The following is a 24,635-nucleotide window of genomic DNA, read 5'->3' on the forward strand; positions in this document are numbered from 1 at the left end:
ATATTTGAAAATATGTCTAACAGTATTTATAAAATAAATAAGGGGATTAATACAGCAATAGAATTTAGAGGCCTTAAAGCTCAATATATATGGTACCTCGGAGCCACAGTACTCATCCTGATGATCCTGTTTGCCACTTTATATTTAATAGGGATGAACCAATATCTATGCATCGCGTTAACCGGTATCCTGGGTATTATTTCTATAAATAAAATATACGCCATGAGTAAACGATATGGGGTTCATGGACTGAGCAAATTAATGGCCAAAAGGCTAATGCCGGATGTAATCAAAACTAAAAGTCGATTAGTGTTTATGAAAAAATCCAAATCTTAAAAATTAAAACGGATAACAATGAACGAAGAACCAAAATTCCTTATTGGAGAGCATATCTATAGAATTAATAATGTCCTGGAGTTTATCAGCCAGGTTGGGCAACCTGAAAACAAAATTTTGTTTGAGCAATTAATAGAACACGACCATAGTTATGAAATGAAGGTCAATATTGGAAACGGACAATTAATTCCAAAGAAAGAAAACGCTGAATCTGTGCGGATACCAAAATCAATATTTGAAGGTTACGCAGAACAATCAGTATTTGCAGAACGCTTTAACCATAGTTTTTCTGAAAAAATGGGCATCAGGCTCATTGATAAAGCCAACTACGAAAGAATCCAAAACCTGGACATACGATTACCAGAAGTTACATTCCCGACAATTGAACTGGATGGGTTCAACTATGAAATAGATGTATCGTTATTCGAATTAAGACAGGTTGAACAGCCATTCAATACAGTGTCCATAAGAGACCTGGAAATTGAAAATGGCAAGTACCAGCTGTTCACAGATAATGATGGTGTACTTGGTAACTATGATTACTTACCCAACCTCCATCAAATTGACCAATTAGTAAAATTGGCTCCCGAAGAAGTAGCAAAAGTATATGGTATTTCCAAGGATAGACTACCCCATAACGATAAGGATCTCAGATCACACCCGGATTTTATAGTTGAGCGGATCGAAAAGGGAAAGTTACCTATAATCAGGATAGTGGATGAAGACTATTACATCGATGCCAGAATGGAGGAATTACGATCATGCAGTGATCCATTTAAAAGAATAATCCTTGACGAAAACAGTCCAAGAAGGTTTGATGAAAATGATAATCGCTTTGTTTACTTCTACGATGTATTGAACCGGAAAGTGGACTACGATTACGGAATGTTGACAGAACTACCCAAAAACCATGTATTTATCATCCTACCGGATTTGATTACGCTCGATCCTGTTTCGGCCGGTAGAAAATACTGTAATGACCCAACGGCATTGTTGAATAGCTATCCAATTCAGAATAGCATGGAGGCCCGGATTGTATTGCCTGAAAAGACATTTCTACCGGAACTCATTAAGGAAAACAAAATAAGTGAACAAGAAAACAGCCAGAAGAAAGAAAATCACCTTAAAAATCCTGGCAAAAGAAATGGATTAGGCATGTAATTATTAACAAGGAAATCGTGAAGAATGGAAAAGTGGTTAAAGGATATATTTCCAATATTGGATATTGAACATGATTGCATCTTGTCGAAACAAGGTGATATTACTGTAGTTTATAAGGTAAATCTTCCTGAGATATTTACCCTAAGCAATAGTGAATATGAAGCATTTCACCAGGCCTGGGTGAAGGCCATTAAAGTACTACCAAATAATAGTACGTTGTGTAAGCAGGATTGGTTTACGGAATCTGGCTTTAAAGCCGACTTTGAAAAGTCAGACTCAAGCTTTCTCTCTCGATCAAGCGAACATTTTTTTAACGAAAGACCATATTTGGATCACCACTGCTATATTATGTTGACAAAGAAAGCGGATGGTCGTAAACCATCCAGCAGCCTTTTTTCAACTTTAATACGGTCGCATTTTGCACCTGTTCAAAGCCGATCAAAAAATGCCCTCCAGGATTTTTTGGATTGCTGTGGACAGTTTAAGCAGATCCTCGAGGATAGCGGCCTGGTAACCCTGACCAGAGTACGTGAACAGGACCTATTCAGTAGCACAAATACGATAGGTCTTCTTGAAAGATATACATTTCTTAATCTGTCCCAGGAACAAAAAGTAATCAGGGACATTGAGATAAAGCCGGTATTGAAAATAGGGGTAAATTTTTGCCAACTCTACACAATATCAGAGCCGGAAAATTTGCCACCCCTATGTGGAAGCCGTATTAATTATGAAAAATACAGTACAGACCGGACCAAGTTCTCTGTTGGCTTTGCTTCAAGTCTGGGACAATTGCTGCCCTGTAATCACATATATAGCCAGTATATCATTATTGAGGAGCCTGTCAAAACGGTAAAGCAACTAGAAACTAAAAGGTTACGCTTGCAATCTCTATCTGCCTATAGCCGTGCAAATACTATTGCGCGAGATGCTACGAATGACTTCCTTAATGAAGCAATTTCTGAAGGAAGGCTCCCGGTTAAAGCACATTTTAATCTTATGGTTTGGTCGGAAGAATCTGATAAGCTGAAAGACCTGAAGAATATGGTTTCTTCTGCATTTTCGCAGATGGACGCAGTAGCGAAAGAAGAAACTCAGGGTGCTGCGCAAATTTTCTGGGCTGGCATCCCTGGAAATGCGGCAGACTTCCCCTTAAATGAATCATTTGACACCTTTGTAACTCAAGCTTCCTGTTTTTTAAACCTGGAAACAGGATATAAGGATTCCATCAGCCCAATGGGCATCCGCCTTGGAGACAGACTGACTGGTAAACCAATCCATGTGGATATTAGTGATGAGCCAATCCTGAAAGGCATATGTACCAATAGAAATAAATTTATCATTGGTCCTTCTGGCTCAGGCAAATCATTTTTTACCAATCACTTGGTTCACTCCTATTTTGAACAAGGAACACATATAGTATTAATTGATGTAGGCCATTCCTATAAAGGTTTGTGTGAAATGGTTGATGGCTACTATTTCACCTATTCTGAAACCCAACCTATTGCTTTTAATCCATTTTATATCGGTCCTGGTGACTACCTGGATACAGAGAAAAAGGAAAGCATAAAGACATTATTAATAGCACTATGGAAGAAAGATGATGAAGTATACAAGCGATCAGAATACGTCGCCTTATCCAACGCAATATCTGGATACTTTACTCATTTAGAAAGTAACAAAAGTATATTCCCTGGATTTAATTCTTTCTATGAATATCTGCAATCGGACTACATAAACCAGCTACAACAAGAAAAGGTAAAGATTAGTGATTTTGATATTGATAATTTTCTCTATGTCCTTCGTCCTTATTACGCGGGTGGGGAATTTGACTATTTGCTCAACGCTTCTAAAAATCTTGATCTGCTGAACCAAAGATTTATTGTATTTGAACTGGATAATATTAAGGATCATCCTATCCTATTTCCAACAGTTACGCTGATCATTATGGAGGTTTTTATTTCAAAAATGAGAAAGCTAAAGGGCATAAGGAAAATGATCTTAATCGAAGAGGCATGGAAAGCATTGATGAAAGAAGGGTTTTCTCAATACATACAATATCTGTTTAAAACTGTGCGGAAGCATTTTGGTGAGGCCATTGTGGTTACTCAGGAAATTCAGGACATTATTTCATCCCCTATCGTTAAACAGGCGATTATAAACAATTCAGATTGTAAGATTTTATTAGACCAATCAAAATATCAAAACAAGTTTGACCAGATTCAAGAATTATTGGGCCTAACACAAAAGGAAAAAACCTTAGTACTCTCAGTCAATAAATCAAATGAGCCAGGGCGCAAGTACAAGGAAGTATTTATCAGCCTGGGTGGACAATTAAGTAAAGTATACAGAACTGAAGTCTCCCTGGAGGAATACCTGGCTTACACTACCGAGCAATCGGAAAAGGTAAAGGTTGAACAATATGCAGCACGCTTTAATGGTGACATCAAAAAAGGAATCGCTGTACTGGCCAAAGAAATAAAAGAAGCTAAATAAAAACATTGGTTATGAAAAAACAAGTGAAACTATTATGGATTGTACTGCTCACTTGCAGCATTAGCTTTCTCCCGACTACATCTGCCAACGCAGGAATTTATGAAATTATAAAAGCTGCAATTGTTAAAGCTATTAAGGCTGCTGACCTGGCTATTCAAAGGGCACAAAACAAAACAATCTGGTTGCAAAATGCTCAAAAAACATTGGAGAATACCCTGGCAAAAGTCAAGCTGGAAGAAATTTCTGACTGGAGCAAAAAACAAAAGGAACAATACCAGCAATACTTCGATGAACTGCATAAAGTAAAAAGCCTTATTTCCTACTACCAGCGCATCCGGGACATAATGAATATGCAACTCCGCATTGTTGAAGAATATAAAAGAAGCTGGAAAATAGTTAGTAACGATAAACATTTTTCAGCACGTGAATTGGAATATATGGGCTCCATCTATGCCGGTATACTATCAGAAACATTAAAAAATATTGAAGAGCTCTCCCTGGTAATAAACAGCTTTAAAACCCAAATGAGCGATGCAAAAAGATTGGAAATTATATCAAAAGTAGCCGATAACGTCCAGGGCAATTATTCAGATCTTAAATCCTTCACCCAGAAAAATGGAACATTAAGCCTTCTACGCGCTAAATCGGAGATTGATATCAGGAATATTAAAATATGGTACGGCCTAAAATAGACACATTATGAAAATATTACTGATTTGTTTAGTCCTTTTCTCTTTATTCTTTACACAAAGGACATACGGCCAGACGCCCAACTTTAAAGAATGGTTCAGGCAGAAAAAAACACAAAAAGAGTATTTACTTAAGCAAATTGCTGCTTTAGAAGCCTATATAAATCTGGGCAAAAAGGGATATAAAATATATAAGTCCGGGCTTAATTCCATAAATCAATTTACAAAAGGAGAATTTAATCTTCACAATGATTACTTCAACTCCTTAAAAAGGATCAATCCGGCAATAAGTACACATCCCAGAGTAATGGATATTATCAAAACAGAACAAAAGATAGGTAACATTATCCATGAATTAAAAGAGATGATCAATGCTGATCCCCTTCTTACTCTTGGACAAAAGCAATCTATGCTCCAAATAACTTTAAAAATGAAGACTGAGTCTCAAAAGCTATTGGAAGAATTGATTACCACTGTTGACCCTGGAGTTATGGAATTAAAAGATGATGAACGGATAACAAGAATTAATAAGATTCTTAATGAAATTCTTTTGCTCTACCAGAGCACACAAAACCTACGCAGGGAGATTATCTTATTTCAAAGATCCACAGAACAAAAACTGCTGGAGAACCAGACAATGAAAAATATTAATGAACAATAAATAATAAGGAAATGAAAATTATATGTGTATCCCTTTTATTCCTTTGCGGCATCTTATCCAAGAGCTATGGACAGGAACAGGAGATAGCCCAGCTACTATTAAATGTAGAAAAACTTTCCCAGTTTAAAAGAATACTCTCTGACATGAAGGACGGGTATAAAATACTTGAAGGTGGTTATAACACAGTCAAGGATATTTCCAAAGGAAATTTCAACATCCATAAGCAATTCCTTGACGGGTTGTTGGAAGTTAGTCCGGCAGTGAAAAAATACAGGAAGGTTCCACTTACTATAGATTACCAGGTTAAACTCGTAAAAGAATATAAAACTGCCTTTTCCCAATTTAGGCAGGCTGGGGTTTTCAAACCGGAAGAACTAAATAGGTTGAGCAAAACCTACTCTAATCTGATAGATCAATCCTTAAAAAGCCTCGATGAGCTCGCGATGGTCATTACAGCAGGAAAATTACGAATGACGGATGATGAGCGGTTGGGTGCCATCGACAGAATTTTTGCGGAAATGGAAGATAAGCTGCTGTTCCTTCGTCAATTTAATAAAGAGACTTCTTTAACTGTAATCCTGCGCCAAAAAGAAAAGGTAGAAATAGAAAATCTTAAAAATCTAAATAAATAGCCATGAATACATTTTATAAATTACTCATTGTTGGGGTTATCCTACTCCTATTTCCATTTCAAAGTCAAGCGCAAGTAGCTGATGGTATAATGGGCCTTCAATCTGTATTGGATAATATTTATGATACCATGATGCCTTTATGTAGTCAACTAACAGGGGTAGGAAGAGGAATTGCAGGATTTGCAGCTTTATGGTATATCGCGTCAAGAATATGGAAACACTTATCTAATGCGGAACCAATTGATTTTTATCCCCTTTTTCGACCGTTTGCCATTGGATTTTGCATCCTAATCTTCCCCTCAGTCATCGGCCTTATCAATGGTGTGATGAAACCTACTGTTACCGGTACGGCAGCAATGGTGGAAAATTCTAACAAGAGTATGGAGCTTTTACTTAAACAACGAGAAGAAGCCCTAAAAAAGACAGATAAGTGGAAAATGTATGTAGGTATTACCGGCAGCGGTGACCGCGACGAGTGGTACAGGACGAAGTACCAGGAAGACCCATCCGAGGAATGGACAATAGATAAATTAGGAAATAGCTTTGATTTTGCGCTAGAAAGGTATTCATACCAATTCGAACACTCTATAAAAAAATGGATGAGCGAAGTGCTACAGGTATTATATCAGGCAGCCGCCCTTTGCATCAATACCCTAAGGACATTCCAATTAATCGTCCTTGCGATCTTGGGTCCACTGGTATTTGGTTTAGCCGTATTTGATGGCTTTCAACATACCCTTTCAGTTTGGTTGGGCCGATACATAAATATATTTCTCTGGCTGCCCATTGCCAATATTTTCGGAGCAATCATAGGAAAAGTACAAGAAGAAATGGTAAAGCTTGACGTGAGGCAATTAGAACAAGCCGGGGATACATTTTTTAGTGCAACTGATATTGGATACCTGGTATTTATGATTATCGGAATAGTAGGATATTTTACTGTTCCAACAGTCGCCAATTATTTAGTTCACGCAGCTGGCGGCGGTGCCCTACAGCAGAAAATCACAACCATGTTTGGAGGCGGCCTTAGCACCATTGCCAGTGGGGGATCTTCCATGGCTACAGGTGCAGCAATGAAGTTAGGTGGGATGGTAACTGACCAGAACGGAAATAAAGCTTCTTCCATGCAATCTGATATGGCCAGCCAAAAGTCAAATCAGGATTATTTTAAAGATAAACTTAGTGGAAACTCATAAACCCTTTGATTATGTTTCAAAAAGCAAAAAACTTAGATACCGCTTTCAGGCAGCTTCGCTTTAATATGCTCTGTGTTGTAATTGTCTCATTTAGCCTTTGTGGTCTTACGATTTATAAGAGTTTTGATATGGCTAAAACAGTGCAGGGTAAGATTTATGTCCTGGCAAATGGTCAGGCAATAAAAGCATTGGCTACAGATCGCAAACAAAACCTAATTGTTCAGGCAAAAAGCCATATTAAAAATTTCCATAAAGCCTTTTTCACTTTAGCTCCGGACGAACAACAAATCCAGAGCACAATTAATGAAGCCTTATACCTGGCTGACAACTCAGCAAAAAAGCAATACGACAACCTAAGAGAATCAAATTACTATGTCGGCCTGGTTTCAGGTAATGTAAACACAAAGGTTTTTATTGATAGTGTATCAGTAAACAATACTGCTGATCCGATTTCTTTCATATTCTACGGTAAGCAAGAAATTACCCGGCCCACCTCCCTGGTACTCAGAAGCCTTGTTACGACAGGAACGCTGAGGGAAGTTGAGCAATCGGACAACAACCCTCACGGATTTCTGATTGAAAAGTGGAAAATACTCGACAATAAAGACCTAGAAATTAAAAACAGATAATTATGAAACAGAAGAATTCACTATTAAAAAATCTAGCCGGTGGCTTAGGAAGAAGGACTGCCAGATTAAGTTTCTTTCAGCAAAAACTCCTTTTAGTGGTTTTCCTGATTCCACTAATGCTGTATTGCACTTTTCTACTTCTGGGTGGCGCAAAAGGTTCACTTTCCTTTTCACAAATCAATGTACCTATAATGACAAGCAGCCCAGAACAACAGCAATTAAATAAAGAAATGATTGCTTTGAATAAATACCTGGATAGTTTAACTCAAACAGCTGAGGGGAAAATTTTATTGGATAGCCTGTACAAAGCTAGACCTACCCTACTTGACTCTATAAATGAATGGAAGGATAAAGTGAATTAGAATCATCAAACAATTTAAAACACAAAAAATAATGATTATGGTACAACAATTAACCGAACAAGAAAAGAGACAAAGGAAGTTCTTCTTAGTACTTCCTCTTGTGGCCATCCCTTTGTTAACTATATTTTTCTGGGCAATGGGAGGTGGAAAAACAAACGAAACAAGGGCATCGGAGCCATCTTCGGGTTTAAATGTTTTATTACCTGATGCAAAAAAAGGAACAGTATCTGGACAGGATAAAATTTCCAGCTATGAACAGGCAAGACAGGATTCTTTAAAACGTGAAGAAGCAGCGCGACAAGACCCATATTATTCATCTTATGGTGCAGGTATGGATTCGACAATGGATAGTGGTTTACGATTGCTGGATAAAAAGGCAGGATATCCTTCTGCTTTTGGTGATCCCAATGAACAAAAAGTATATGCTAAACTCACCGAGTTAAACTCTGTACTACAAAAGAATCAGGTTATGGTTCCCCAATACGGTTCTTCGCAGATAAACAATTTTGAGAAAGATGCAGAAATTTCAGACTTAAAGGAAGATATTGCTCGCCTTCAATCGATGATGATGGAAATGGGTTCAGGCAAACAAAGTGCTGACCCGGAAATGGACCAGATCAACAATGTCCTGGAAAACGTCTTGGATATTCAACATCCCGCCAGAGTTCAACAACGCTTAAAAGAGAAATCTGAACAAAACACCGGACAGGTATTTGGAGTCGGTACTATAAAGAAATCCGTCCCATACACGCTACTGGACAATAAATCAGTAAAAGACTATACCATTGAATATCAATCCGATCCCAATAGGCAAGATAACCAATTCTTTGGTTTAAGTAATGATGAAAGTTCACCTACCGATGCTAATAGTATCTCAGCAGTAATTCATGATAACCAGACCCTGGTTACCGGATCAACAGTAAAGCTAAGGCTGACGGAAGATGTATTTGTAAACGGTCAACGGATACCTAAAAACGAATTTATATACGGTCAGGTACAACTTAATGGGGAAAGGTTAACGATAGAGATAGAAAGTATTCGATACAAAAAACACCTATTTCCGGTTAGTCTGACGGTATATGATTTGGACGGATTAGCAGGAATACGAATTCCTGGTACAATAACCAGAGATGTGGTCAAGCAAAACTCTAACGAAGCCATTTCAAGTTTAAGCCTCGGCAGCTTTGATCAATCATTAGGTGCACAAGCAGCATCAGCCGGAATTGAACTTGGTAAAAACCTGTTTAGTAAAAAAATAAAGTTGGTTAAAGTCGAGCTAAAAGCCGGGTATAAAATCTTGCTCAAGGACAATAAAAACAAACAAAATTCCTCATTCTAAAAAATATATTATGAAAACAAGCATCATCCTATTTTTCGCATTAATCACATTTGGCTTAACAACGGCATCCGGCCAAATTTCCAGAACAGCTATAAATGGAATTATTGAACCATACAATATCGCTATCTCATTTGATAAGACGACTAACCTCATATTCCCGTATTCCATAAAAAGCGTGGACCGTGGTTCCTCAGATGTTATGGTTCAGAAAGTTCCTAATGTAGAAAACGTGCTCCAAATTAAGGCCGGAACAGAAAGTTTATCGCCCACGAATTTAACAGTAATTACATCCGAAGGGGCTTTATATTCTTTCATGCTACGCTTCAATAATAATCCTGGAACCCTGAATTTTAAAGTCGCCGATTTAAACATTCCTGTTCAACAATTAGCGATTATAGAAGGAACAACATCTGAGGCCGTAACGAAAGATATCGCTACAAGAATTGTTGCGAAACAAGGTTTTATAAAAGGTTTGGTTGAAAAAGACAATGGTATAGGTTTGGCAGTAAATGGTATATATATCCACAATGATCAACTTTATTTTCAAGTAACCATGGAAAACAATACAAACATCAACTATGATATCGACCAGTTCCAGATTTATCTTAAGGATTCCAAACAGACTAAGCGAACAGCTGTCCAACAAATAAGACTATCCCCTTCCTACACGATTGGAAATATTAATCGTGTAGAAGGCAATGCAAAAAACATTATTGTTTTGGTAATGGACAAATTCACTATACCAGACAAGAAGCATATGAAAATAGAAATGCAGGAATTAAACGGCGGCCGTGCTCTTGATCTCAAAATCACTAACAAACAGCTTTTAAAAGCAAGAACTATTAATTAATAAAAACCAGGGAGGTTTATATGAAAGAAGAAAATGCACAGTATCTGGAGAAACGTTTAGTGTATACCGGATTTGGAGAAGAGCTCATACCGGAACTCAGACAGAAAATGGCGGAAGCAAATGAAAAATTTGAACTCCATTTTGAAAAGGAAATTAATGGAAAGAGAGTTGAAGCCGACTTAAAGTACTCACTTTCTACCCAAGGTAATTACTTTTTTAATTCCTATGATCTTAAAATCAACAGACAGGAAATGGAGCCTTTGGCCCGAAGTTTCAAAGTAAGTAATCAGGAAACTTTTTCTCTAAAAGAAGCCTTTAACCTATTGGAAGGTAGATCAGTATTAAAGGCTTATTCGAAATTAGAGAACAAGGAAGAAGGCAGCAAGATTGAAGAACTAAAATCATGGTCCTACCTGGATAATACGATTAAAAACAATAAAGGAGAGCCAATCATCAGGAAACGTAATGAATATGATCTTGAAGCCCTGCTGAGTAAACTTCCGATTAAAAATCTGGAGATACCTTCTAAAAAGGCCGACTTGCTTCAAAGTCTGGAACGGGGAAATCTTCAATCTGTATTAATAGAAAAAGACGGGGAATTTAAAAAGCATTACCTCGAAGCGCTGCCTAAATACAATTCCCTAAACATCTATGACGAGAATTTGGTAAAACAGTTTTTCGTACATAAAAAAAAAGAGGGATTGGCCCCTGATCAAAAACAGAAGCAATCGGACAAGTTGGTCAAAGGAGCCCAAAAGCAAGGCAAAAACAAAAAATCACAGGGTGTGCAATAGCACACCCACAATCTATCCAGTATGACAAACAGAATTTTCAAATGGTGGGATGATGTTCAAAAGTGGAAAGACAGATTTGAAAAAATGTTTCCTCCCTGGTTTGTTACGTCCAAAGAGTTTCAAAAAGCGGAATTGGCGAAACTTCGAAGTGTCCTTGAGAAAAAAACGGGTAAGTTATCCGAGGAGGAAAAACTAAGCAAGAAAATCCTACAGGGCTATTATAGCAAACTTGAAAAGGAAATTTATCCAAAAATATCATCAAGAATTGCCGCAAGGATGGGTAACTATCTTCAAAACTTATCTAATGAATTATATAGTAAGATCAAACCAAGTAAGACTATAACCAAGGAGGTTTTAAAACCTTCTTCACCGGAAGTTACCAAAATGCTCGGCGATTTTGAACAATCCAACAAACTAAAGATCACCAGAAATAACCCATACAAAAGTGACGTTCAATCAATGAGTGAAAGACCTTCAAAAGGTAAAATTATTGAATTTCCTAAAGTTGCTTTAAAGAATGGAAGCAGGAAAAGGAGGTTATAATGTACCATATACAAGATACAGTCATTAGAACATTTTTAGAGAAATCAAGTAAAGACAATATTATTGATAGCTGCCATGTAGCACTCTTTTATGCCCTTTACACAATATCCTTGGAAGCCAAGACTACAATATTTGCCATTAATACAGCAGAAATTATGCAAATGGCAAAAATCTTCAGTCCCGGCACCTATTATCTAAAAATGAAATACCTGCAGGAGAAGAATTATATAGACTATTATCCATCACACACAATTAAAATACCATCAATGGTAAGCATGAAACGGGAGGTAAACAGTGAACAGAGAAGACAGATTCATAACTTATCAGGATCTACTAGAATTTAAAGTAGAACTAATCGCCATATTAAAAGCCAATTTTTCAAATGAACCTAAAAATAGATGGATAAAATCCAAAGAGGTTAGGAAAATATTGGACCTCAGTCCAGGAACATTGCAGACGCTTAGAAACAGCAATAAAATAGAATTTACCAAAATTGGTAGAACTATTTATTATGACCGGAATGCAGTAAATAGAATGCTTGAAGAAAGGAGTAATTTAAATGGCAAATAATAAAAAGACAGGTCTGGGGATGGAATTTCCTCCAGACCTGTTTCATGTTACGATCTATTTTTCATACTATAAACGCAATCAGCACAGCGCAGCTGAATTCTTTAATTATTATCAGGCAATGGATTGGAAAAATCGGAAAGGCAAACTAATCAGCAATTGGAAAGTCCTAGCTTGGCAATGGATTTTTAATAAGTGCACTTAAAGCATTAAGATTATAACCAAACCTTCACCTACTACATAATCTAAAACTCGATCCTGCTGTAGCCGATGATTTCGGAATCTGATATAACCACCAAGATATAATAACGACCACCATTGAAATAAATATGACCACCATAATAAAATTCATATTTTTTAAAATAAATTTTGCCAACAAAATTATGCAGTATATATTTGCATTCCAAAGCTAAGGAATTAGCCAAAAGCGTTCATTAAAGTTCAAATTATATGGTGGTCATTCATGGTGGACATCATTTTTTTAACCCTAATAATACTTTGATTATCAACTACTTATGTAGTTTAAGATACGATTCCAGCCGGATCACATTGATCCCAGCGGGATCACAAACAAAAGCTAATCGCAAGATTAGCTTTTTTTGTTTTAACCGCATTCGGTTACGAATGAACAAAAACCCTACAAATCATTTGATTTTCAGGGTTTTTGCTTTTTAGGGCAGAGTTGTCTGCTGGACGGGAAATTGAACCTTACCGATGGAACGCTAAGGCCGGAAAGGCCACCGGAACCAAAGAAAAAAAGACGGGTTTCCGAATGCCGAAAATGAGCGTGAGAAAAACCTCCCAACTGGACCTGCAATATTTTAATAAAACAGCTTTTAGAGTTTAGATCACACTAAAATCTAAGGCTTTTGGTGAGATTATCCCATATTCTCCTAAATATTGATTTATCTTCCGTAATAATTTCCGCATCGCCATAAATACCTGGTTTCAATGTAATCAACCCATCATGCGTTGATCTAATAAGTGATACTTTAATAAAAAATACGCTGTCCCGCATTGGAATGTCAGATATATAATCTACTTTGCCATGCAGGTAGCCATACTCCTGATAGGGGAAACTGCGGACTTTTATCAGCACCTGTTGCCCTTTTTTGACTTTAGCAGATGTATTTTGAGATAATAATACCTCGCCATAATACTGATCACTATTTGGATTTACATAAAAGAGTGGTTCGTCTATCTTGACAGGTTCGTTTTCCTGTAAAAAAGCCCCATAGATCAGTTTACCTCCTACAGGACTCGTCAAGACGTATTGCCGTTTCCAAATCTCCGCCTCGCTGATAAAACTATTCAAAGCCTGTACAAATTTCTTGCGTTCCTCATTGATCTGATTATCGAGATCAGTCAATTCTTTGTTTTTCGAAAGTACACTTCCTTCGTAGCCGATCAGATTATTTTCCATCTGGGGTATAGTTTGTCTCTTAATCAGCAGCAGCGCTTCTTTTTCCTGTAGCTCCGAAGGGCTAATAACTTTCTTTTGTGCCAACAAGCGGTATTTTTCAAATTCTTCTTCCGCTAGTTTTAGCTGTTGTTGCTGTAATTCAAAAGATTGGGATACTTTCTCGTATTGTCGGACTATATTAGCTTTTTCCTGTTGCAGTGTTCCTTTTCGCTTTTGGTAAATTCCATCCTGACTTGCGGCTCTATAACTTAGATAGGCGAGGTAAAAGTTTTGGTAGCTTCCCTGTAATTCCCCTAAATTCAAATCTTTAGGATTGATCAGACTTTCGAGATTATAATTTTGTTTTTCTCCTGTGCGTAAATCCTGTAAGCGTTGCAACAACATAATTACCTGACTGTGTTCTGCCGTACTTTCCAAATAAGCCAATGCAGTACCTGGGCTTACTTGTTCCCCGTCCTTGATCAATAGCTTTGTCAAATTACTATTGACTCGACTGGTAATGACTTTTGGCGCATCTATACTGTTGAATTTTATTGGGCTGCCCACCATTTCCGGGAAACGGATAAATACCGAAAGCCCTATAATCAATAGTACGGTTCCAAGCACGAGTGAAATTCCCCTTTTTAGTAGCCAGGAAGGTGGTTTCGCTATAATTTCCTGTAAGTCTTCGGAATGGAGATCATCTTCCATTAAATTCGATTTTTTCATCCGCTAATTCCCTAATTCCAATTGATTTTTAACCAATTCGAAGTACCTACCTTTTAATCGGGTCAACCCTATATGTGTACCCTGTTCGACGATTTCTCCCTTTTCGATTACGATTATATTGTCGGCATTCTTTACCGTACTCAATCGGTGGGCCACAACAACCACTGTCCGATTCTGGAAAAAGCGATCAAGATTTTCGATGATTACCTTTTCATTATTGGCATCCAGTGAGTTGGTCGCCTCATCCAAGAAGATAAATTCAGGCGCCTTATACACTGCTCTAGCGATCATGAGCCTTTGCCGTTGCCCCTGACTAACGCCTTTTCCTCCTGTGCCTATTTTAGTTGCTAAGCCAAAAGGTTGCTCCGCGATAAATTCGTCCAGATTGGCTATTGTGATAGCATCCTGTAAGCGCCGTTCTTCCGGAAACTCGTCATTGACTGCAATATTGCGTTCAATTGTGTCAGCATAGATATAATTATCTTGCAATACAGCCCCACAGCTGTCCCGCCAAAGCGAGAAATCCAGTTGCTCCAGACGTTTACCGCCAACAAGGATCTCGCCCTCTTCATAATCGTAAAACCTAAGCAACAGTTTCAATATAGTCGTTTTACCGCTCCCGCTTGTGCCGACAATGGCAGTTGTCTTTCCGGAAGGAAAGGATAAATTAATCTTGTGAAATATGGGTTCATTTCCAGCACCATAATAACGAAAAGTCAGATTACGGATCTCAATATCTTTTTGCGACGGTAATTTGTCCAGATAGTCCTTCTGAATATTCTCTTCTTCCTCTGTCTCATAGATTTCATTCAAACGTTCCATACTGATCCTAGCATCCTGATAGGATTGCATAAAGCTCAACAAAGACTCCACTGGACTGCTTACCATCCCTACGATATATTGAATGGCCATCATGCCGCCTAGGGTAATCTCGCCGTCGATGACCGCTTTGGCACTGATATAAGTGATCAAGATGCTTTTAGTCTGGTTGATTGCCATCGATCCGATTGACTGATATTGGGATAATGCGAGACTTCGCACCTTAAACTTGAATAATCTAGCTTGTAGCGCTTCCCAGCCCCAACGTTTTTGTTTCTGGGCATTATTCAACTTAATATCCTTAATACTCTGAATCATTTCGACCATATAGGTTTGATTTTCCGAAGAAATCTTGAACCGCTTGTGGTCAAGCTCGCGCCGGTATTTCATAAAAAATAATATCCACAAAGTATATAATACCGTTGCGATAAAAAACACTACAAATATGGTCTTGTTATATACAATCAGCAGAGTTCCAAATATCAACATATTGACTAGGGAAAAAAGTGTATTTAATGTATTTCCTGTTAGAAACGATTCGATACGCTGTTGATCCGACATCCGTTGCATCAGGTCGCCGTGGGTTTTTAGGTCGAAGAATGACATGGGCAGTTTCATGATCTTGATGAGTAGATCCGTCAAGATGGAAATATTTACTCTTGTACTGATGTGCAGCATAATCCAGGAGCGAATAAAGGAGACTGACGTGCTTCCCGCAAATAGCATGAGCTGAGCAGTCAGGATCAGGTTAATAAAACTGATGTTCTTGGTATTGATTCCAATGTCTACTACAGATTGAGTCAAAAATGGCGTAACTAACTGAAGAATCGTACCCAGCAGCATGCCGAGGATCAGCTGAAGAAAAAGCTTTTTGTACCGGTAAAAATAAGTAAACATCTTGTCCCATTGCAGCGCAAGTTCAGGTTCTTCTTCGTCCAACTGATAAAAGTTAGGACCAGGACTTAATAGTAGTGATAACCCTGAATGAAGTTCCTTGGTAGAATACCAATCTTTGGCAAATTCTTTTTCCTCACACGATATCAGTCCTGTTGCTGGGTCCGCGATATAATAGCGTCCTTTTCTGATTTTATGGAGTACCACAAAATGGTTCTGGTTCCAGTGTAAGAGACAGGGAAGTTCTACTTCACCAAGTTGCTCTAGGGTCAACCGTACACCATAGGTACGAAAACCAAGTTTTTCGGCTGCTTCGGATATTCCGAGCAGATTGACGCCATTTTTTGTGGTCTGACAAAGCTTACGGATCTTATGGATAGAAACTAACTGTCCATAGTATTTAAAGACCATACGGAGACAGGTAGCTCCACAGTCCATCATATCCATCTGTTTATAATGAGGAAATTTCTTTAGCACGTTATATTGTTTATTGTCATATATTAGTTTATTTATAAAGACGATGAAGATCATTGTCATGTACCGCCATCCAGATCAGGTTGAAGGGGTGTAAATCTGTAAGAAAGCGTTGCTTTTCATGTTGGATATATGGAAGTCGTTTTTTCCATTCTTGATCGTGAATGCTCTTAATTATCATAGGAATAGATGTGGCTATATCCCTAACATTTATTTTAATGTATGCCCTACTGTCTATATAGTTTTCAATATCGGGACAGCCATCATAGAAACAGAGGGATTCAGTTATGATGGGATCCACAATTTTTTCGGTAAAATAACCTTCCTGAAAGCAATTTTCACAGGCGAAATGATAACAGTACGACCATAGTCCATCATATTTATCTGGTAAAAAGCCTTTATAATTGGACAGTTGTTGAAAGAAGTTACCTTTTGAGGGGCGGCCGAAAATGTCCAACCCCTCTTCAAATAGCTGATCCAACACATATACGAACTCAAGGCGCCTATTATGCCCTTCTAGCCCCGACAGTTCGCTCACAATACAGGACAAGACGTCTTTTTTTAGTGGGGCAATATCTTCCCTGAAGCAGGTCCCACACATACCTTCTGATCGCATAGGAAAAAAAGGTAAATGCAAATGTATATCCATAACAGCTCCAGTGGGATGTGCTTTAGCAAAATAAGATACGGAAGGTTCTGTCATAAAGGTGATCGATTTCTCAGGCAGATATCCCTGTTGAAGTGTTCTTTCATAAGGATAGGTTAATATTACCAGTCTGTCATAAGATTCATCCGTCACAAACTGCAGATCTTTCCAAACAGTCTTTCCGTCAAGATATCGTAGCGAAAAGCGTTTTAGGAGATCGTCATCAGGCCTTGCAAAAGTGGTCAGTCTAATTCTCATATACCTCTGTAATATTAAATAGTTTCAAACAATTTTTTCACGCTCGTATATTCTTCCATCTCTAAGGTATCAAGCGTCTGGAGGTACAATGCTTCCCAGTTTTTATCTTCTGCATTATTGACTATATAATGGTAAAGCTGCCCTTCTATAATCGCCTGAAATATTCCTACAATTTCTTCTTTACAAGATTCGTCCAATAATTTGGAATTCATTAAATCAAAATAGCAATCCTTTATCAGACGGCAGAAGCCCATTCGTGCGGCAGCTATTTTTTGCGGTGTCATTCCATTGGAACGGTAGAAACTATCTATCTGCCCATTATCGATTCGGAAAGAAGGTGCATGGAGTAAAGCCCGAATAGAAAGCTCAACATCTTGCAAGCGTTCAAATGTTTCATTCCAACCACCGATTTTTTGCAAAAATTTAACATTCCATACCGGGGACATGGTATGCCAGGGAATCTGATGTTTTATCAACCCAAAAATTAGGTTTTGGAGATTATTATCGGGGTGACAGAAGGTACCCATGACCGTTCCTGCATCGTTAACAAATGCTGTTTTGAATACATAAAAATCAAACCCTCTGTTGGATTGTATATATTGGAGACGTTGATATAAGCAATCAATAGCCAGATAATCGTCTGCATCAACGAAGATCAACCATTCTGACTTCGCCTGTTTCAACCCAATATTGCGGCATACATTCGCTCCCTTTACAGTTGTCAGGTCACTTCGTTTTAAGAGCGTAAACCTTGAATCATTGCTTATTAATTCATGTACAGCTCCTATTGAACCATCAGTTGAACCGTCGTCTATGATAATGCATTCCCAATTAGTATAAGTTTGCAAGCAGACACTTTCTAATGTTTGAAGCACATGTTCGCTGTTATTGAATAGTGGTATGATAATACTCACTGCTATTTTTTTCATAGATTACTTCTGCCCCTTTTATGTTAGTAACGTAGTCCAACAAAAAACTTCTACCCTCCGTGTCGTCCCATTGGTTCAACGGGAGAAAAATTTCCGAATTATTTTTTTCCAAAGAATCTCGCACTTTTCCCCAATAGATTTCTTTTTTACTTATCGGATTTTTGGGAACAAAAGGTTTAAGCTTCTTTTCCCAATAAGGATGTTCATATTGCTTAATTGCACAGTACAGTTTAAGAAGTGACAAAGATGCAATATCCAAAGGTCTTCCACTGTCCAAAAGTTCCAGCACTTGTTCTATAAACGAGTAGAAGTAGGTTTCAAAAGTGCCTTCATTTCCGTTTACCTTGGCTATGAGGCTAAATTTTAATATGATCTCTATTCCGTTCTCTACTGCAGGACGAGAGGAATAGTCCAAATTCAGAAGATATTGATTTAATTTTTCCACCAATAATTTTAGGCACTCAAAATGGACAAACTTTCTATGAGAAGATGCCCTGTTACCTTTCGAATACAGACGTATCTGGTAGAAGGTAACGAAATCTAGTATCCTTTTGGGGCAGATTTCAATTTGTAGATGTTCTTTGATGGTCAGTTTATAGATCATATCGTCAATATCTTCCAATACCTCATCCACATCACAGTCAATTTTCCCTACTTTACCCAAATAAGCAACCAGCCAGCCTAGCCCTAACAGACCATCTTCAAACCCGTACTTGCCGCTGGAGACTACTATTGAAGCCCAATTGTCCAATAAATTTTCCTTTCCAACTTCTTCGTTATAAAAAGTGTATTTAAAAAGAATATCACTTATTACCATAATGTGTTTCATGATGTGTTAATTTAATAGTAAATTATAAGCTATAGGAAGGATGCGACGAAGCTCCTGTGGAAAATTGTCTTCAGTAGGAACTAGGTTTGAGTCGGCCCTCTTTTCATTTCTATGCAATAACAACGCATAACAGCCCCTTGAACATTCTTTCCTGTTGAATTTACCACGATTCTGATATAAAAGATCACTGTCCAATAATTTCTCAAAGCTTTCTACAAAAAGAGCATCCACTCTGTAGTTGGTTACGACATCAAACCATAGACTCGTGTCGTTACTCTCTTCCAATATCCGAATAATGCTGGCGATATCTGGCAAGACATGAATCGGTAAAATCAGACACTGATCATATCCCTCCCAATACCTTTCGTTCCATAAATAAGGGGATGAGTCTATCTCTTCGTCCATTTCTCGTTTTTCCTCCCCGTTCAAAAAGACCGCGACATTTAGATATTTTTGAATATATTTTTTCAACAATTCAAACAGACGGATTATAGATTGGCCGATCTTTTCAATGCGAAAGATAATCGCTTTTTCAAATATTGATTTCCGTTCTGCATCCAATTCCTGACGTCTGTTTTGTATAAACTCAACGATTTTAAAACTACAGGTTGTTGGCGGGATTGTGAGTAGACCATCATCATACCAGGGGGGATAGTTTAAGTATTCAGTCTTTTTAAAAAACTTGTCCTTTTCTGTGATATTTCCCGAGTAATGCTGGATAGATTTTTTATCCCATTCATCTATTGGGCTGAAAGGCCATGAAAAATCCATTTCGGGATGTATCTGTACTTTCTTTTCAAAAAACCAGAGGTTCCAAAGTACGGCCCACATATCGGCGCACCAAGCTTGTATACCCCTTTTTTTATTTTTGAATTCTTTATTTTTAGGGTACTGATCTTCCCAGAGCTGATGATTATACCTTTTCATCAGAGCATATAACTCTTCACAGTCCTTCTCCACTTTCTCCCAAAAAGATGTTGTAATTCCTTTCAGCACATACTGCGCTCCGCCAGTATGAGAATCGTTCCGTTCTAAAATTTCCTTCGAAATGCCCACGATATTTATCATATCATTTAACAAACCATCAGTTGCTGCTCCTCGGATATATTGGCTATCCAAATAGTTTCGCGTATCAGATACATAACATATATTGTTTTTTTCCCCAGCAGGTATGTTAGGAATTCGAGAAAATAAAATATCAGAATCATGGTAAAAAATAGTCATTTCTTCAAGTTCTGGAAATTTCTGGAAGTGCTGTTTTAGGATATGCGGGCGAATTGACGAGATATAATTGGTTTCTTTTCGATAATCGGGATAAGAAAAAAATTGCGCATAACCGTAATTTTGTTCGATAAATAAAACAAACTGGGGACTTAGCCCTGTTATATTATTGTACCCAACTACAATTTGAATGTGATCTCGGTTAATTCCCAAAGAGAGAAAGTTGCGGATTTGAATTTCTAATTGCCAGATAAAATAAGTAGTATCGGGTTGAGCAGAAAGATAAATCATAATACAGTATTTTTTATAAAAAAGTCAAAACCTCCAATCCGATTGATATATGTATATTCTCTTTTCTTAAATATCGTATAAATTAGATGAAGCTGCTGAATGTTCAGAATGGAAATAACGGAAACATTCCATTGAAAAAATTGGTCTCCGTTAATAATGATATCTAAATCATATTGTTGCAAGTTGCAAAAATCGATAGGGGCAGTTAATAACGTTTGAATGGTATCCAATGTAAAATATGGTAGTTTTTCTCCATTCGTATTTTTTATAAGTATATTTTCAGATGAAGATAATGCTCCATATAAGTTCAAATGGTCACGAGATTTACCTAAATATTCAAATAATTTACTATCTTTTTCTGTGCATAAACCTCTCCAGAATAATTCTTTATATAGTAAATAGGAAATACTCTCTTGTCCACCAGAGCCAGCTCCTAAATCTAAATATATTCCGTTAGGTTGTTGGCTAAATAGGTGTTTAATATACTGATGTATTTTTATTGATATGTTAATCATCATACTTTATAAAAGTGAGCCAAAAATCTCTATCATATTTTTCCCATGCATGAACTCCCATAGGTAATAGATAATCATTCATCTTATAGAGATATCGGGGATGCATTTCTATAGAAAATTTTGAAGCTAACTTGGGAGAACACACTTTAAAATCAGTAAAAACATTAGGAATTAAAACAGACCACAAATAATCCTCGTTAAGTTCAGGCATCTCAAAAAGAGAAATTAATAATTCGGAACTTTTGACAGAAAGGTTATTATTACGATCAGTGAATAAAGCAGTCAATTTTCCATTAGTTGCTTTAACATTGTTGTAGTTCATGTATATTTCTTTTGACTCGTATAAATAGTCCAATATTTCTCGTTGCTTTTTTACATTCCTTAATGAAAATCCACCATTTCCGCCCTCACCAAACTGAAAATCTGTATTTTTGCAAAATCCTCGAAATAGAGGGGCACCAATGTAATCAAAATTAAGGTTAGCCCATATATCTAATTCATCCTTAAACACCCAACAATCCAATTGATAAATAAGTATATAGTTGATACTATCAAAAAGTCTATAGAATTCTTTGTGAAACATCAATTTATTGTAATTCAGAGTATTGAAAAAGAACCATTCGGAAAAAAATGAAATTTGGTATTGAATCTGATATTGCTTAATAATTTGGCTGTAGCATTCCCATCTAATACTTTCGCTGACAATGAAAAAGAAATGCCTTTTTCTGAATATTAAAAGACCTTTCTTTAAAGATAGTATCTCATTTAACGATAATGAGTTGAAATTTTTATACAAAATAATAACGACAGCTATCTCTGCTTCCAAGATAGTCTTTTTCATATCCATTTCTTTATGTAAAAACATATACTATATTTTCTATTTTTGAAAACATTCTGCTAGTTTTTTTTCCAACGCTTTCCCCTGCAATCCTCTAGCGATGATTTTCCCTTCTGGATCAATCAGAAAATTATCAGGGATAGCTTTAACAGCCAGTTGAGTTGCTACGGCCCCCACCCCAAAACCTGCTAAATCAGATACCTGAAGCCATGGTAATTTATCTTCGTTGATAGCGCGAATCCAATCACTTCTTTTTTCATCAAAAGAAAAACTAATGATTTCCAATCCTTTAGCATGATAACAATTATACCATTTCAACAGGTTGGGATTTTCTTGCCTGCAGGGAGCGCACCAGCTTGCCCAAAACTCTAACAAAAGATATTTGCCTCTATAAGCGATAATTGAACTTTCATTTCCCAAAGTATCAGACATATGCAAATTTTTCATTTGAGCACCAATCCGGGTTTCAAGAATGGATTGTATTTTCTTATATCGATAGGTATATTTAAATTTTTCTGGAACTTTCATCAACATCGATTTAATATAATCATCGTTTAAAGAATTAGTTCTTGCCATCCATTCCAATGACCAAAGAGCGTAATAAGTATCAATGTGTTCATGTATGAATTGTTTTTTAAATAACTCTGTTAATTCTTTTGAAAGTCCTTCTAAAGAATCCCTATACATACGTTGTAAATATTCTGTTTCCGAATTAGTAATCTTAAAATCCTTATTTTTTCTTTTAATTATTTTTAAACCCTCGAAATCAATGATCTTGCCGGGCTCTACCCAAAAACTGTAAATAACTTCATTTACTCGATGGCTATTGGCAGAAAGAAGAAGAAGGGCAGCGGGCTCATTAATGTTGGCACTATATTTAAAAAGACTATTCTTATCTAGAATAATACTATCCTTGAGAACGTCAGCATCAATGAGAAGCTGTGTGTAAAATTTCGTAAAAGGTAAGGTATCTATTTTTCCATTAATTTCAAAAGTGGTATTTTTTTGAGCTACACCAATAAATGGTATCAAGTATAATAGTAAAAACGACAATAGAATATTTTTTTTCATTGACAGTCGGTTGAAAACGTTCCCTTTTATAGCAAAAGGGAACATTTAATTAATTTAAATTTTACTTCTTATTGCATACACCCTTTCCTGTGCCGCCCGTGCACCACGAATCACATGTATATTTGTCATGAGCTTCCTCTCCGCAATCATAAGGAGAATTACAATTACATTGGGGAGGTGGTTCTGTTGGTGGATCTGTAACCGGATGTGATGTACCTGTATAGCCACCAAGTACATTTTTCAACTGTACTCTTGACAGCTGTTCTACTTCTTTCAAATTCAGATTTTTTAATGAAATCTTTTTCATAATTTTGAAATTTATAAACGACTTGATATCCATTCCCTCTAGGATATCTTGAGAGGGTCTTTTTTACCAGGGAGCCTTCTGTTTGCCCGAGATCGTTTCGAACCGGATCGGGCTCTTTTTCTAGAAAAAATTCTTCAGATCCTTTATATCATAGCTTTCAGGTAAGAGATATCCATTGATAAAAAAAGTGGGCGTCCCTCCAATCTTCATCTCATTATACCAATCAGTCATAGCTACAACTTTATGTTGTTGCTCTTCTAATTTCTCTATATCTATAGGATACTTTTTTGCGAATGATTCATAATCTTTAACCGGAGATAAATACCAATCATCCAATGCAATCTTGAGTTTCTCAGCTCCATACTTCTCTTTAATAGACAAAAGATGTCTAATAGGAGCCGCACTATTGGAATTCGTATTCCTGTAAGTTGTAAAAATAATGCGAACGCAGATATCCTGATTATTTCGAACGATAGTTTCAATCTCTGGATGGGCCTTAGAACAGGGGCCACAATAGGGATTACATACTTTTATAATTTCGACAGATGCATTGGGACTGCCAATCCTTATACCCAGATCTTCTACTGGTGTTTCGATTTTGTTCGTTTTCAAAAGTAAGGCTTGAAAAACATCCGGATTAAATTGTAAACGCTTCCATCTTTTCTGATAACCACGACTTTCTGCTGCTTGTTTCAAGACTGGAAGAATATGACAGACAAAAAAGAACAAGCATATTCCAAACATCGTTATATTAAATATGGCAACTATAGATAAGCGAGGCCAAATAGGTAATGCTAAATAGATTCGTACAATTGAAACAATAGCGTTTATTAATAGTATCCCTTGTACGACTAAACAGAGTGGACACCAACGTTTGACAATCTGTGCCTGATAATATAACGAGTAAAATATATAAGGAGAAACGAGAATAGAAAGATAAACCCAAATATTGTGATAAGTAGACTGATCAAAGAGAAATAATTGTGAAATAAAGAATGTAAAGAAATAACTAGCTCCCCAAATAGACCAACTGACTCCTAAAAATGAAGCTCCTTTGGAGGCTAATACAGCATGACAATTTGTTTTCTTACCTAATCCTCCACATACTTCGACACTGTCTCATAAAGTGTGTAAGTTATAGAAATGCGGAGTTTAAAAGG

27 protein-coding genes and 1 pseudogene are annotated in these 24,635 nt (G+C 37.0%); 16 read left to right on the top strand and 12 right to left on the bottom strand.

Going from position 1 to position 24,635, the window contains the following annotated elements; translation table 11 throughout:
- The first annotated feature begins 12 nt into the window (after nt 1-12).
- The 16 genes from B3C94_RS17860 to B3C94_RS17930 are packed head-to-tail and all read left to right on the top strand — an operon-like array spanning nt 13 to nt 12,457.
- On the top strand, nt 13-336 hold the full coding sequence (locus B3C94_RS17860) for a DUF4133 domain-containing protein (protein WP_293906159.1): 324 nt from the start codon (nt 13-15) through the stop codon (nt 334-336).
- Nucleotides 337-354: 18 nt separating this feature from the next.
- On the top strand, nt 355-1,497 hold the full coding sequence (locus tag B3C94_RS17865; protein WP_293906161.1) for a hypothetical protein: 1,143 nt from the start codon (nt 355-357) through the stop codon (nt 1,495-1,497).
- A 24-nt stretch (nt 1,498-1,521) separates the two neighbouring features.
- On the top strand, nt 1,522-3,990 hold the full coding sequence (locus B3C94_RS17870; RefSeq protein WP_293906163.1) for a TraG family conjugative transposon ATPase: 2,469 nt from the start codon (nt 1,522-1,524) through the stop codon (nt 3,988-3,990).
- An 11-nt stretch (nt 3,991-4,001) separates the two neighbouring features.
- Nucleotides 4,002-4,682 carry a conjugal transfer protein TraI gene (locus tag B3C94_RS17875; protein WP_293906165.1) on the top strand — a complete coding sequence of 227 codons (681 nt, stop codon included), beginning with the start codon at nt 4,002-4,004 and terminating at the stop codon, nt 4,680-4,682.
- 7 nt (nt 4,683-4,689) lie between these two features.
- Nucleotides 4,690-5,340, top strand: a complete 651-nt coding sequence (locus tag B3C94_RS17880) for a hypothetical protein (RefSeq protein WP_293906167.1) — start codon at nt 4,690-4,692, stop codon at nt 5,338-5,340.
- A gap of 11 nt (nt 5,341-5,351) precedes the next feature.
- Nucleotides 5,352-5,972 (top strand): TerB family tellurite resistance protein, encoded by a 621-nt coding sequence (locus tag B3C94_RS17885; protein WP_293906170.1) that lies wholly within the window; start codon nt 5,352-5,354, stop codon nt 5,970-5,972.
- A 2-nt stretch (nt 5,973-5,974) separates the two neighbouring features.
- Nucleotides 5,975-7,168: a conjugative transposon protein TraJ gene (traJ, locus tag B3C94_RS17890; RefSeq protein WP_293906172.1), complete on the top strand. Its 1,194-nt coding sequence runs from the start codon at nt 5,975-5,977 to the stop codon at nt 7,166-7,168.
- 11 nt (nt 7,169-7,179) lie between these two features.
- A complete protein-coding gene (gene traK, locus B3C94_RS17895; protein ID WP_293906174.1) occupies nt 7,180-7,797 on the top strand; it encodes a conjugative transposon protein TraK in 618 nt (205 codons plus the stop codon).
- A gap of 2 nt (nt 7,798-7,799) precedes the next feature.
- On the top strand, nt 7,800-8,159 hold the full coding sequence (locus B3C94_RS17900) for a hypothetical protein (protein WP_293906176.1): 360 nt from the start codon (nt 7,800-7,802) through the stop codon (nt 8,157-8,159).
- 31 nt (nt 8,160-8,190) lie between these two features.
- Complete coding sequence (gene traM / locus B3C94_RS17905) at nt 8,191-9,498, top strand: conjugative transposon protein TraM (protein WP_293906178.1); 1,308 nt, start codon at nt 8,191-8,193, stop codon at nt 9,496-9,498.
- Between the two features lie 10 nt (nt 9,499-9,508).
- On the top strand, nt 9,509-10,348 hold the full coding sequence (gene traN, locus B3C94_RS17910; protein ID WP_293906180.1) for a conjugative transposon protein TraN: 840 nt from the start codon (nt 9,509-9,511) through the stop codon (nt 10,346-10,348).
- A 20-nt stretch (nt 10,349-10,368) separates the two neighbouring features.
- Nucleotides 10,369-11,142, top strand: a complete 774-nt coding sequence (locus B3C94_RS17915; RefSeq protein WP_293906182.1) for a hypothetical protein — start codon at nt 10,369-10,371, stop codon at nt 11,140-11,142.
- Nucleotides 11,143-11,163: 21 nt separating this feature from the next.
- Nucleotides 11,164-11,685, top strand: a complete 522-nt coding sequence (locus B3C94_RS17920) for a hypothetical protein (protein ID WP_293906184.1) — start codon at nt 11,164-11,166, stop codon at nt 11,683-11,685.
- Nucleotides 11,685-12,029 carry a hypothetical protein gene (locus B3C94_RS17925; protein ID WP_293906186.1) on the top strand — a complete coding sequence of 115 codons (345 nt, stop codon included), beginning with the start codon at nt 11,685-11,687 and terminating at the stop codon, nt 12,027-12,029. The genes B3C94_RS17920 and B3C94_RS17925 overlap by 1 nt, the downstream gene beginning before the upstream one ends.
- Complete coding sequence (locus tag B3C94_RS23555; RefSeq protein WP_414712696.1) at nt 11,980-12,255, top strand: helix-turn-helix domain-containing protein; 276 nt, start codon at nt 11,980-11,982, stop codon at nt 12,253-12,255. The genes B3C94_RS17925 and B3C94_RS23555 overlap by 50 nt, the downstream gene beginning before the upstream one ends.
- Complete coding sequence (locus tag B3C94_RS17930) at nt 12,245-12,457, top strand: hypothetical protein (RefSeq protein ID WP_293906188.1); 213 nt, start codon at nt 12,245-12,247, stop codon at nt 12,455-12,457. Before B3C94_RS23555 ends, B3C94_RS17930 begins: the two co-directional genes overlap by 11 nt.
- 648 nt (nt 12,458-13,105) lie before the next feature.
- Here the strand turns inward: B3C94_RS17930 and B3C94_RS17935 are convergent.
- The 12 genes and pseudogenes from B3C94_RS17935 to B3C94_RS23560 form a co-directional block, all read right to left on the bottom strand.
- Nucleotides 13,106-14,383, bottom strand: coding sequence for an HlyD family efflux transporter periplasmic adaptor subunit (locus B3C94_RS17935; protein WP_293906190.1), 1,278 nt, complete (start codon nt 14,381-14,383; stop codon nt 13,106-13,108).
- A gap of 3 nt (nt 14,384-14,386) precedes the next feature.
- Nucleotides 14,387-16,573 carry a peptidase domain-containing ABC transporter gene (locus tag B3C94_RS17940; RefSeq protein ID WP_293906192.1) on the bottom strand — a complete coding sequence of 729 codons (2,187 nt, stop codon included), beginning with the start codon at nt 16,571-16,573 and terminating at the stop codon, nt 14,387-14,389.
- A gap of 28 nt (nt 16,574-16,601) precedes the next feature.
- Nucleotides 16,602-17,474 carry a hypothetical protein gene (locus tag B3C94_RS17945; RefSeq protein WP_293906194.1) on the bottom strand — a complete coding sequence of 291 codons (873 nt, stop codon included), beginning with the start codon at nt 17,472-17,474 and terminating at the stop codon, nt 16,602-16,604.
- 14 nt (nt 17,475-17,488) lie between these two features.
- On the bottom strand, nt 17,489-18,403 hold the full coding sequence (locus B3C94_RS17950; RefSeq protein WP_293906196.1) for a glycosyltransferase family 2 protein: 915 nt from the start codon (nt 18,401-18,403) through the stop codon (nt 17,489-17,491).
- Nucleotides 18,360-19,232, bottom strand: coding sequence for a hypothetical protein (locus tag B3C94_RS17955; RefSeq protein WP_293906198.1), 873 nt, complete (start codon nt 19,230-19,232; stop codon nt 18,360-18,362). The genes B3C94_RS17950 and B3C94_RS17955 overlap by 44 nt, the downstream gene beginning before the upstream one ends.
- Before the next feature lie 6 nt (nt 19,233-19,238).
- On the bottom strand, nt 19,239-20,744 hold the full coding sequence (locus B3C94_RS17960; RefSeq protein ID WP_293906201.1) for a hypothetical protein: 1,506 nt from the start codon (nt 20,742-20,744) through the stop codon (nt 19,239-19,241).
- Nucleotides 20,741-21,262 (bottom strand): hypothetical protein, encoded by a 522-nt coding sequence (locus B3C94_RS17965; protein WP_293906203.1) that lies wholly within the window; start codon nt 21,260-21,262, stop codon nt 20,741-20,743. The genes B3C94_RS17960 and B3C94_RS17965 overlap by 4 nt, the downstream gene beginning before the upstream one ends.
- Complete coding sequence (locus B3C94_RS17970) at nt 21,252-22,100, bottom strand: DUF5672 family protein (RefSeq protein WP_293906205.1); 849 nt, start codon at nt 22,098-22,100, stop codon at nt 21,252-21,254. Before B3C94_RS17970 ends, B3C94_RS17965 begins: the two co-directional genes overlap by 11 nt.
- Before the next feature lie 36 nt (nt 22,101-22,136).
- Entirely contained in the window at nt 22,137-23,168 is a 1,032-nt protein-coding gene (locus B3C94_RS17975) for a TlpA disulfide reductase family protein (RefSeq protein ID WP_293906207.1), read from the bottom strand.
- A gap of 61 nt (nt 23,169-23,229) precedes the next feature.
- Nucleotides 23,230-23,475, bottom strand: a complete 246-nt coding sequence (locus tag B3C94_RS17980) for a hypothetical protein (RefSeq protein WP_293906209.1) — start codon at nt 23,473-23,475, stop codon at nt 23,230-23,232.
- A 120-nt stretch (nt 23,476-23,595) separates the two neighbouring features.
- Nucleotides 23,596-24,171 carry a DsbA family protein gene (locus B3C94_RS17985; RefSeq protein WP_293906211.1) on the bottom strand — a complete coding sequence of 192 codons (576 nt, stop codon included), beginning with the start codon at nt 24,169-24,171 and terminating at the stop codon, nt 23,596-23,598.
- A 129-nt stretch (nt 24,172-24,300) separates the two neighbouring features.
- Nucleotides 24,301-24,576: pseudogene (locus tag B3C94_RS23560) on the bottom strand (vitamin K epoxide reductase family protein); the annotation flags it as partial.
- Nucleotides 24,577-24,635: the final 59 nt, after the last annotated feature.

The organism is Sphingobacterium sp. UBA5670 (assembly GCF_002420705.1).
Classification (GTDB): Bacteria; Bacteroidota; Bacteroidia; order Sphingobacteriales; family Sphingobacteriaceae; genus Sphingobacterium.

Bases quoted from the DNA above. Each gene is read 5' to 3' on its own strand.
- B3C94_RS17860 (WP_293906159.1), top strand. From the start codon at position 13: ATGTCTAACAGTATTTATAAAATAAATAAGGGGATTAATACAGCAATA.
- B3C94_RS17865 (WP_293906161.1), top strand. From the start codon at position 355: ATGAACGAAGAACCAAAATTCCTTATTGGAGAGCATATCTATAGAATT.
- B3C94_RS17870 (WP_293906163.1), top strand. From the start codon at position 1,522: ATGGAAAAGTGGTTAAAGGATATATTTCCAATATTGGATATTGAACAT.
- B3C94_RS17875 (WP_293906165.1), top strand. From the start codon at position 4,002: ATGAAAAAACAAGTGAAACTATTATGGATTGTACTGCTCACTTGCAGC.
- B3C94_RS17880 (WP_293906167.1), top strand. From the start codon at position 4,690: ATGAAAATATTACTGATTTGTTTAGTCCTTTTCTCTTTATTCTTTACA.
- B3C94_RS17885 (WP_293906170.1), top strand. From the start codon at position 5,352: ATGAAAATTATATGTGTATCCCTTTTATTCCTTTGCGGCATCTTATCC.
- traJ (WP_293906172.1), top strand. From the start codon at position 5,975: ATGAATACATTTTATAAATTACTCATTGTTGGGGTTATCCTACTCCTA.
- traK (WP_293906174.1), top strand. From the start codon at position 7,180: ATGTTTCAAAAAGCAAAAAACTTAGATACCGCTTTCAGGCAGCTTCGC.
- B3C94_RS17900 (WP_293906176.1), top strand. From the start codon at position 7,800: ATGAAACAGAAGAATTCACTATTAAAAAATCTAGCCGGTGGCTTAGGA.
- traM (WP_293906178.1), top strand. From the start codon at position 8,191: ATGATTATGGTACAACAATTAACCGAACAAGAAAAGAGACAAAGGAAG.
- traN (WP_293906180.1), top strand. From the start codon at position 9,509: ATGAAAACAAGCATCATCCTATTTTTCGCATTAATCACATTTGGCTTA.
- B3C94_RS17915 (WP_293906182.1), top strand. From the start codon at position 10,369: ATGAAAGAAGAAAATGCACAGTATCTGGAGAAACGTTTAGTGTATACC.
- B3C94_RS17920 (WP_293906184.1), top strand. From the start codon at position 11,164: ATGACAAACAGAATTTTCAAATGGTGGGATGATGTTCAAAAGTGGAAA.
- B3C94_RS17925 (WP_293906186.1), top strand. From the start codon at position 11,685: ATGTACCATATACAAGATACAGTCATTAGAACATTTTTAGAGAAATCA.
- B3C94_RS17930 (WP_293906188.1), top strand. From the start codon at position 12,245: ATGGCAAATAATAAAAAGACAGGTCTGGGGATGGAATTTCCTCCAGAC.
- B3C94_RS17935 (WP_293906190.1), bottom strand. From the start codon at position 14,383: ATGAAAAAATCGAATTTAATGGAAGATGATCTCCATTCCGAAGACTTA.
- B3C94_RS17945 (WP_293906194.1), bottom strand. From the start codon at position 17,474: ATGAGAATTAGACTGACCACTTTTGCAAGGCCTGATGACGATCTCCTA.
- B3C94_RS17950 (WP_293906196.1), bottom strand. From the start codon at position 18,403: ATGAAAAAAATAGCAGTGAGTATTATCATACCACTATTCAATAACAGC.
- B3C94_RS17955 (WP_293906198.1), bottom strand. From the start codon at position 19,232: ATGAAACACATTATGGTAATAAGTGATATTCTTTTTAAATACACTTTT.
- B3C94_RS17960 (WP_293906201.1), bottom strand. From the start codon at position 20,744: ATGATTTATCTTTCTGCTCAACCCGATACTACTTATTTTATCTGGCAA.
- B3C94_RS17965 (WP_293906203.1), bottom strand. From the start codon at position 21,262: ATGATGATTAACATATCAATAAAAATACATCAGTATATTAAACACCTA.
- B3C94_RS17970 (WP_293906205.1), bottom strand. From the start codon at position 22,100: ATGAAAAAGACTATCTTGGAAGCAGAGATAGCTGTCGTTATTATTTTG.
- B3C94_RS17975 (WP_293906207.1), bottom strand. From the start codon at position 23,168: ATGAAAAAAAATATTCTATTGTCGTTTTTACTATTATACTTGATACCA.
- B3C94_RS17980 (WP_293906209.1), bottom strand. From the start codon at position 23,475: ATGAAAAAGATTTCATTAAAAAATCTGAATTTGAAAGAAGTAGAACAG.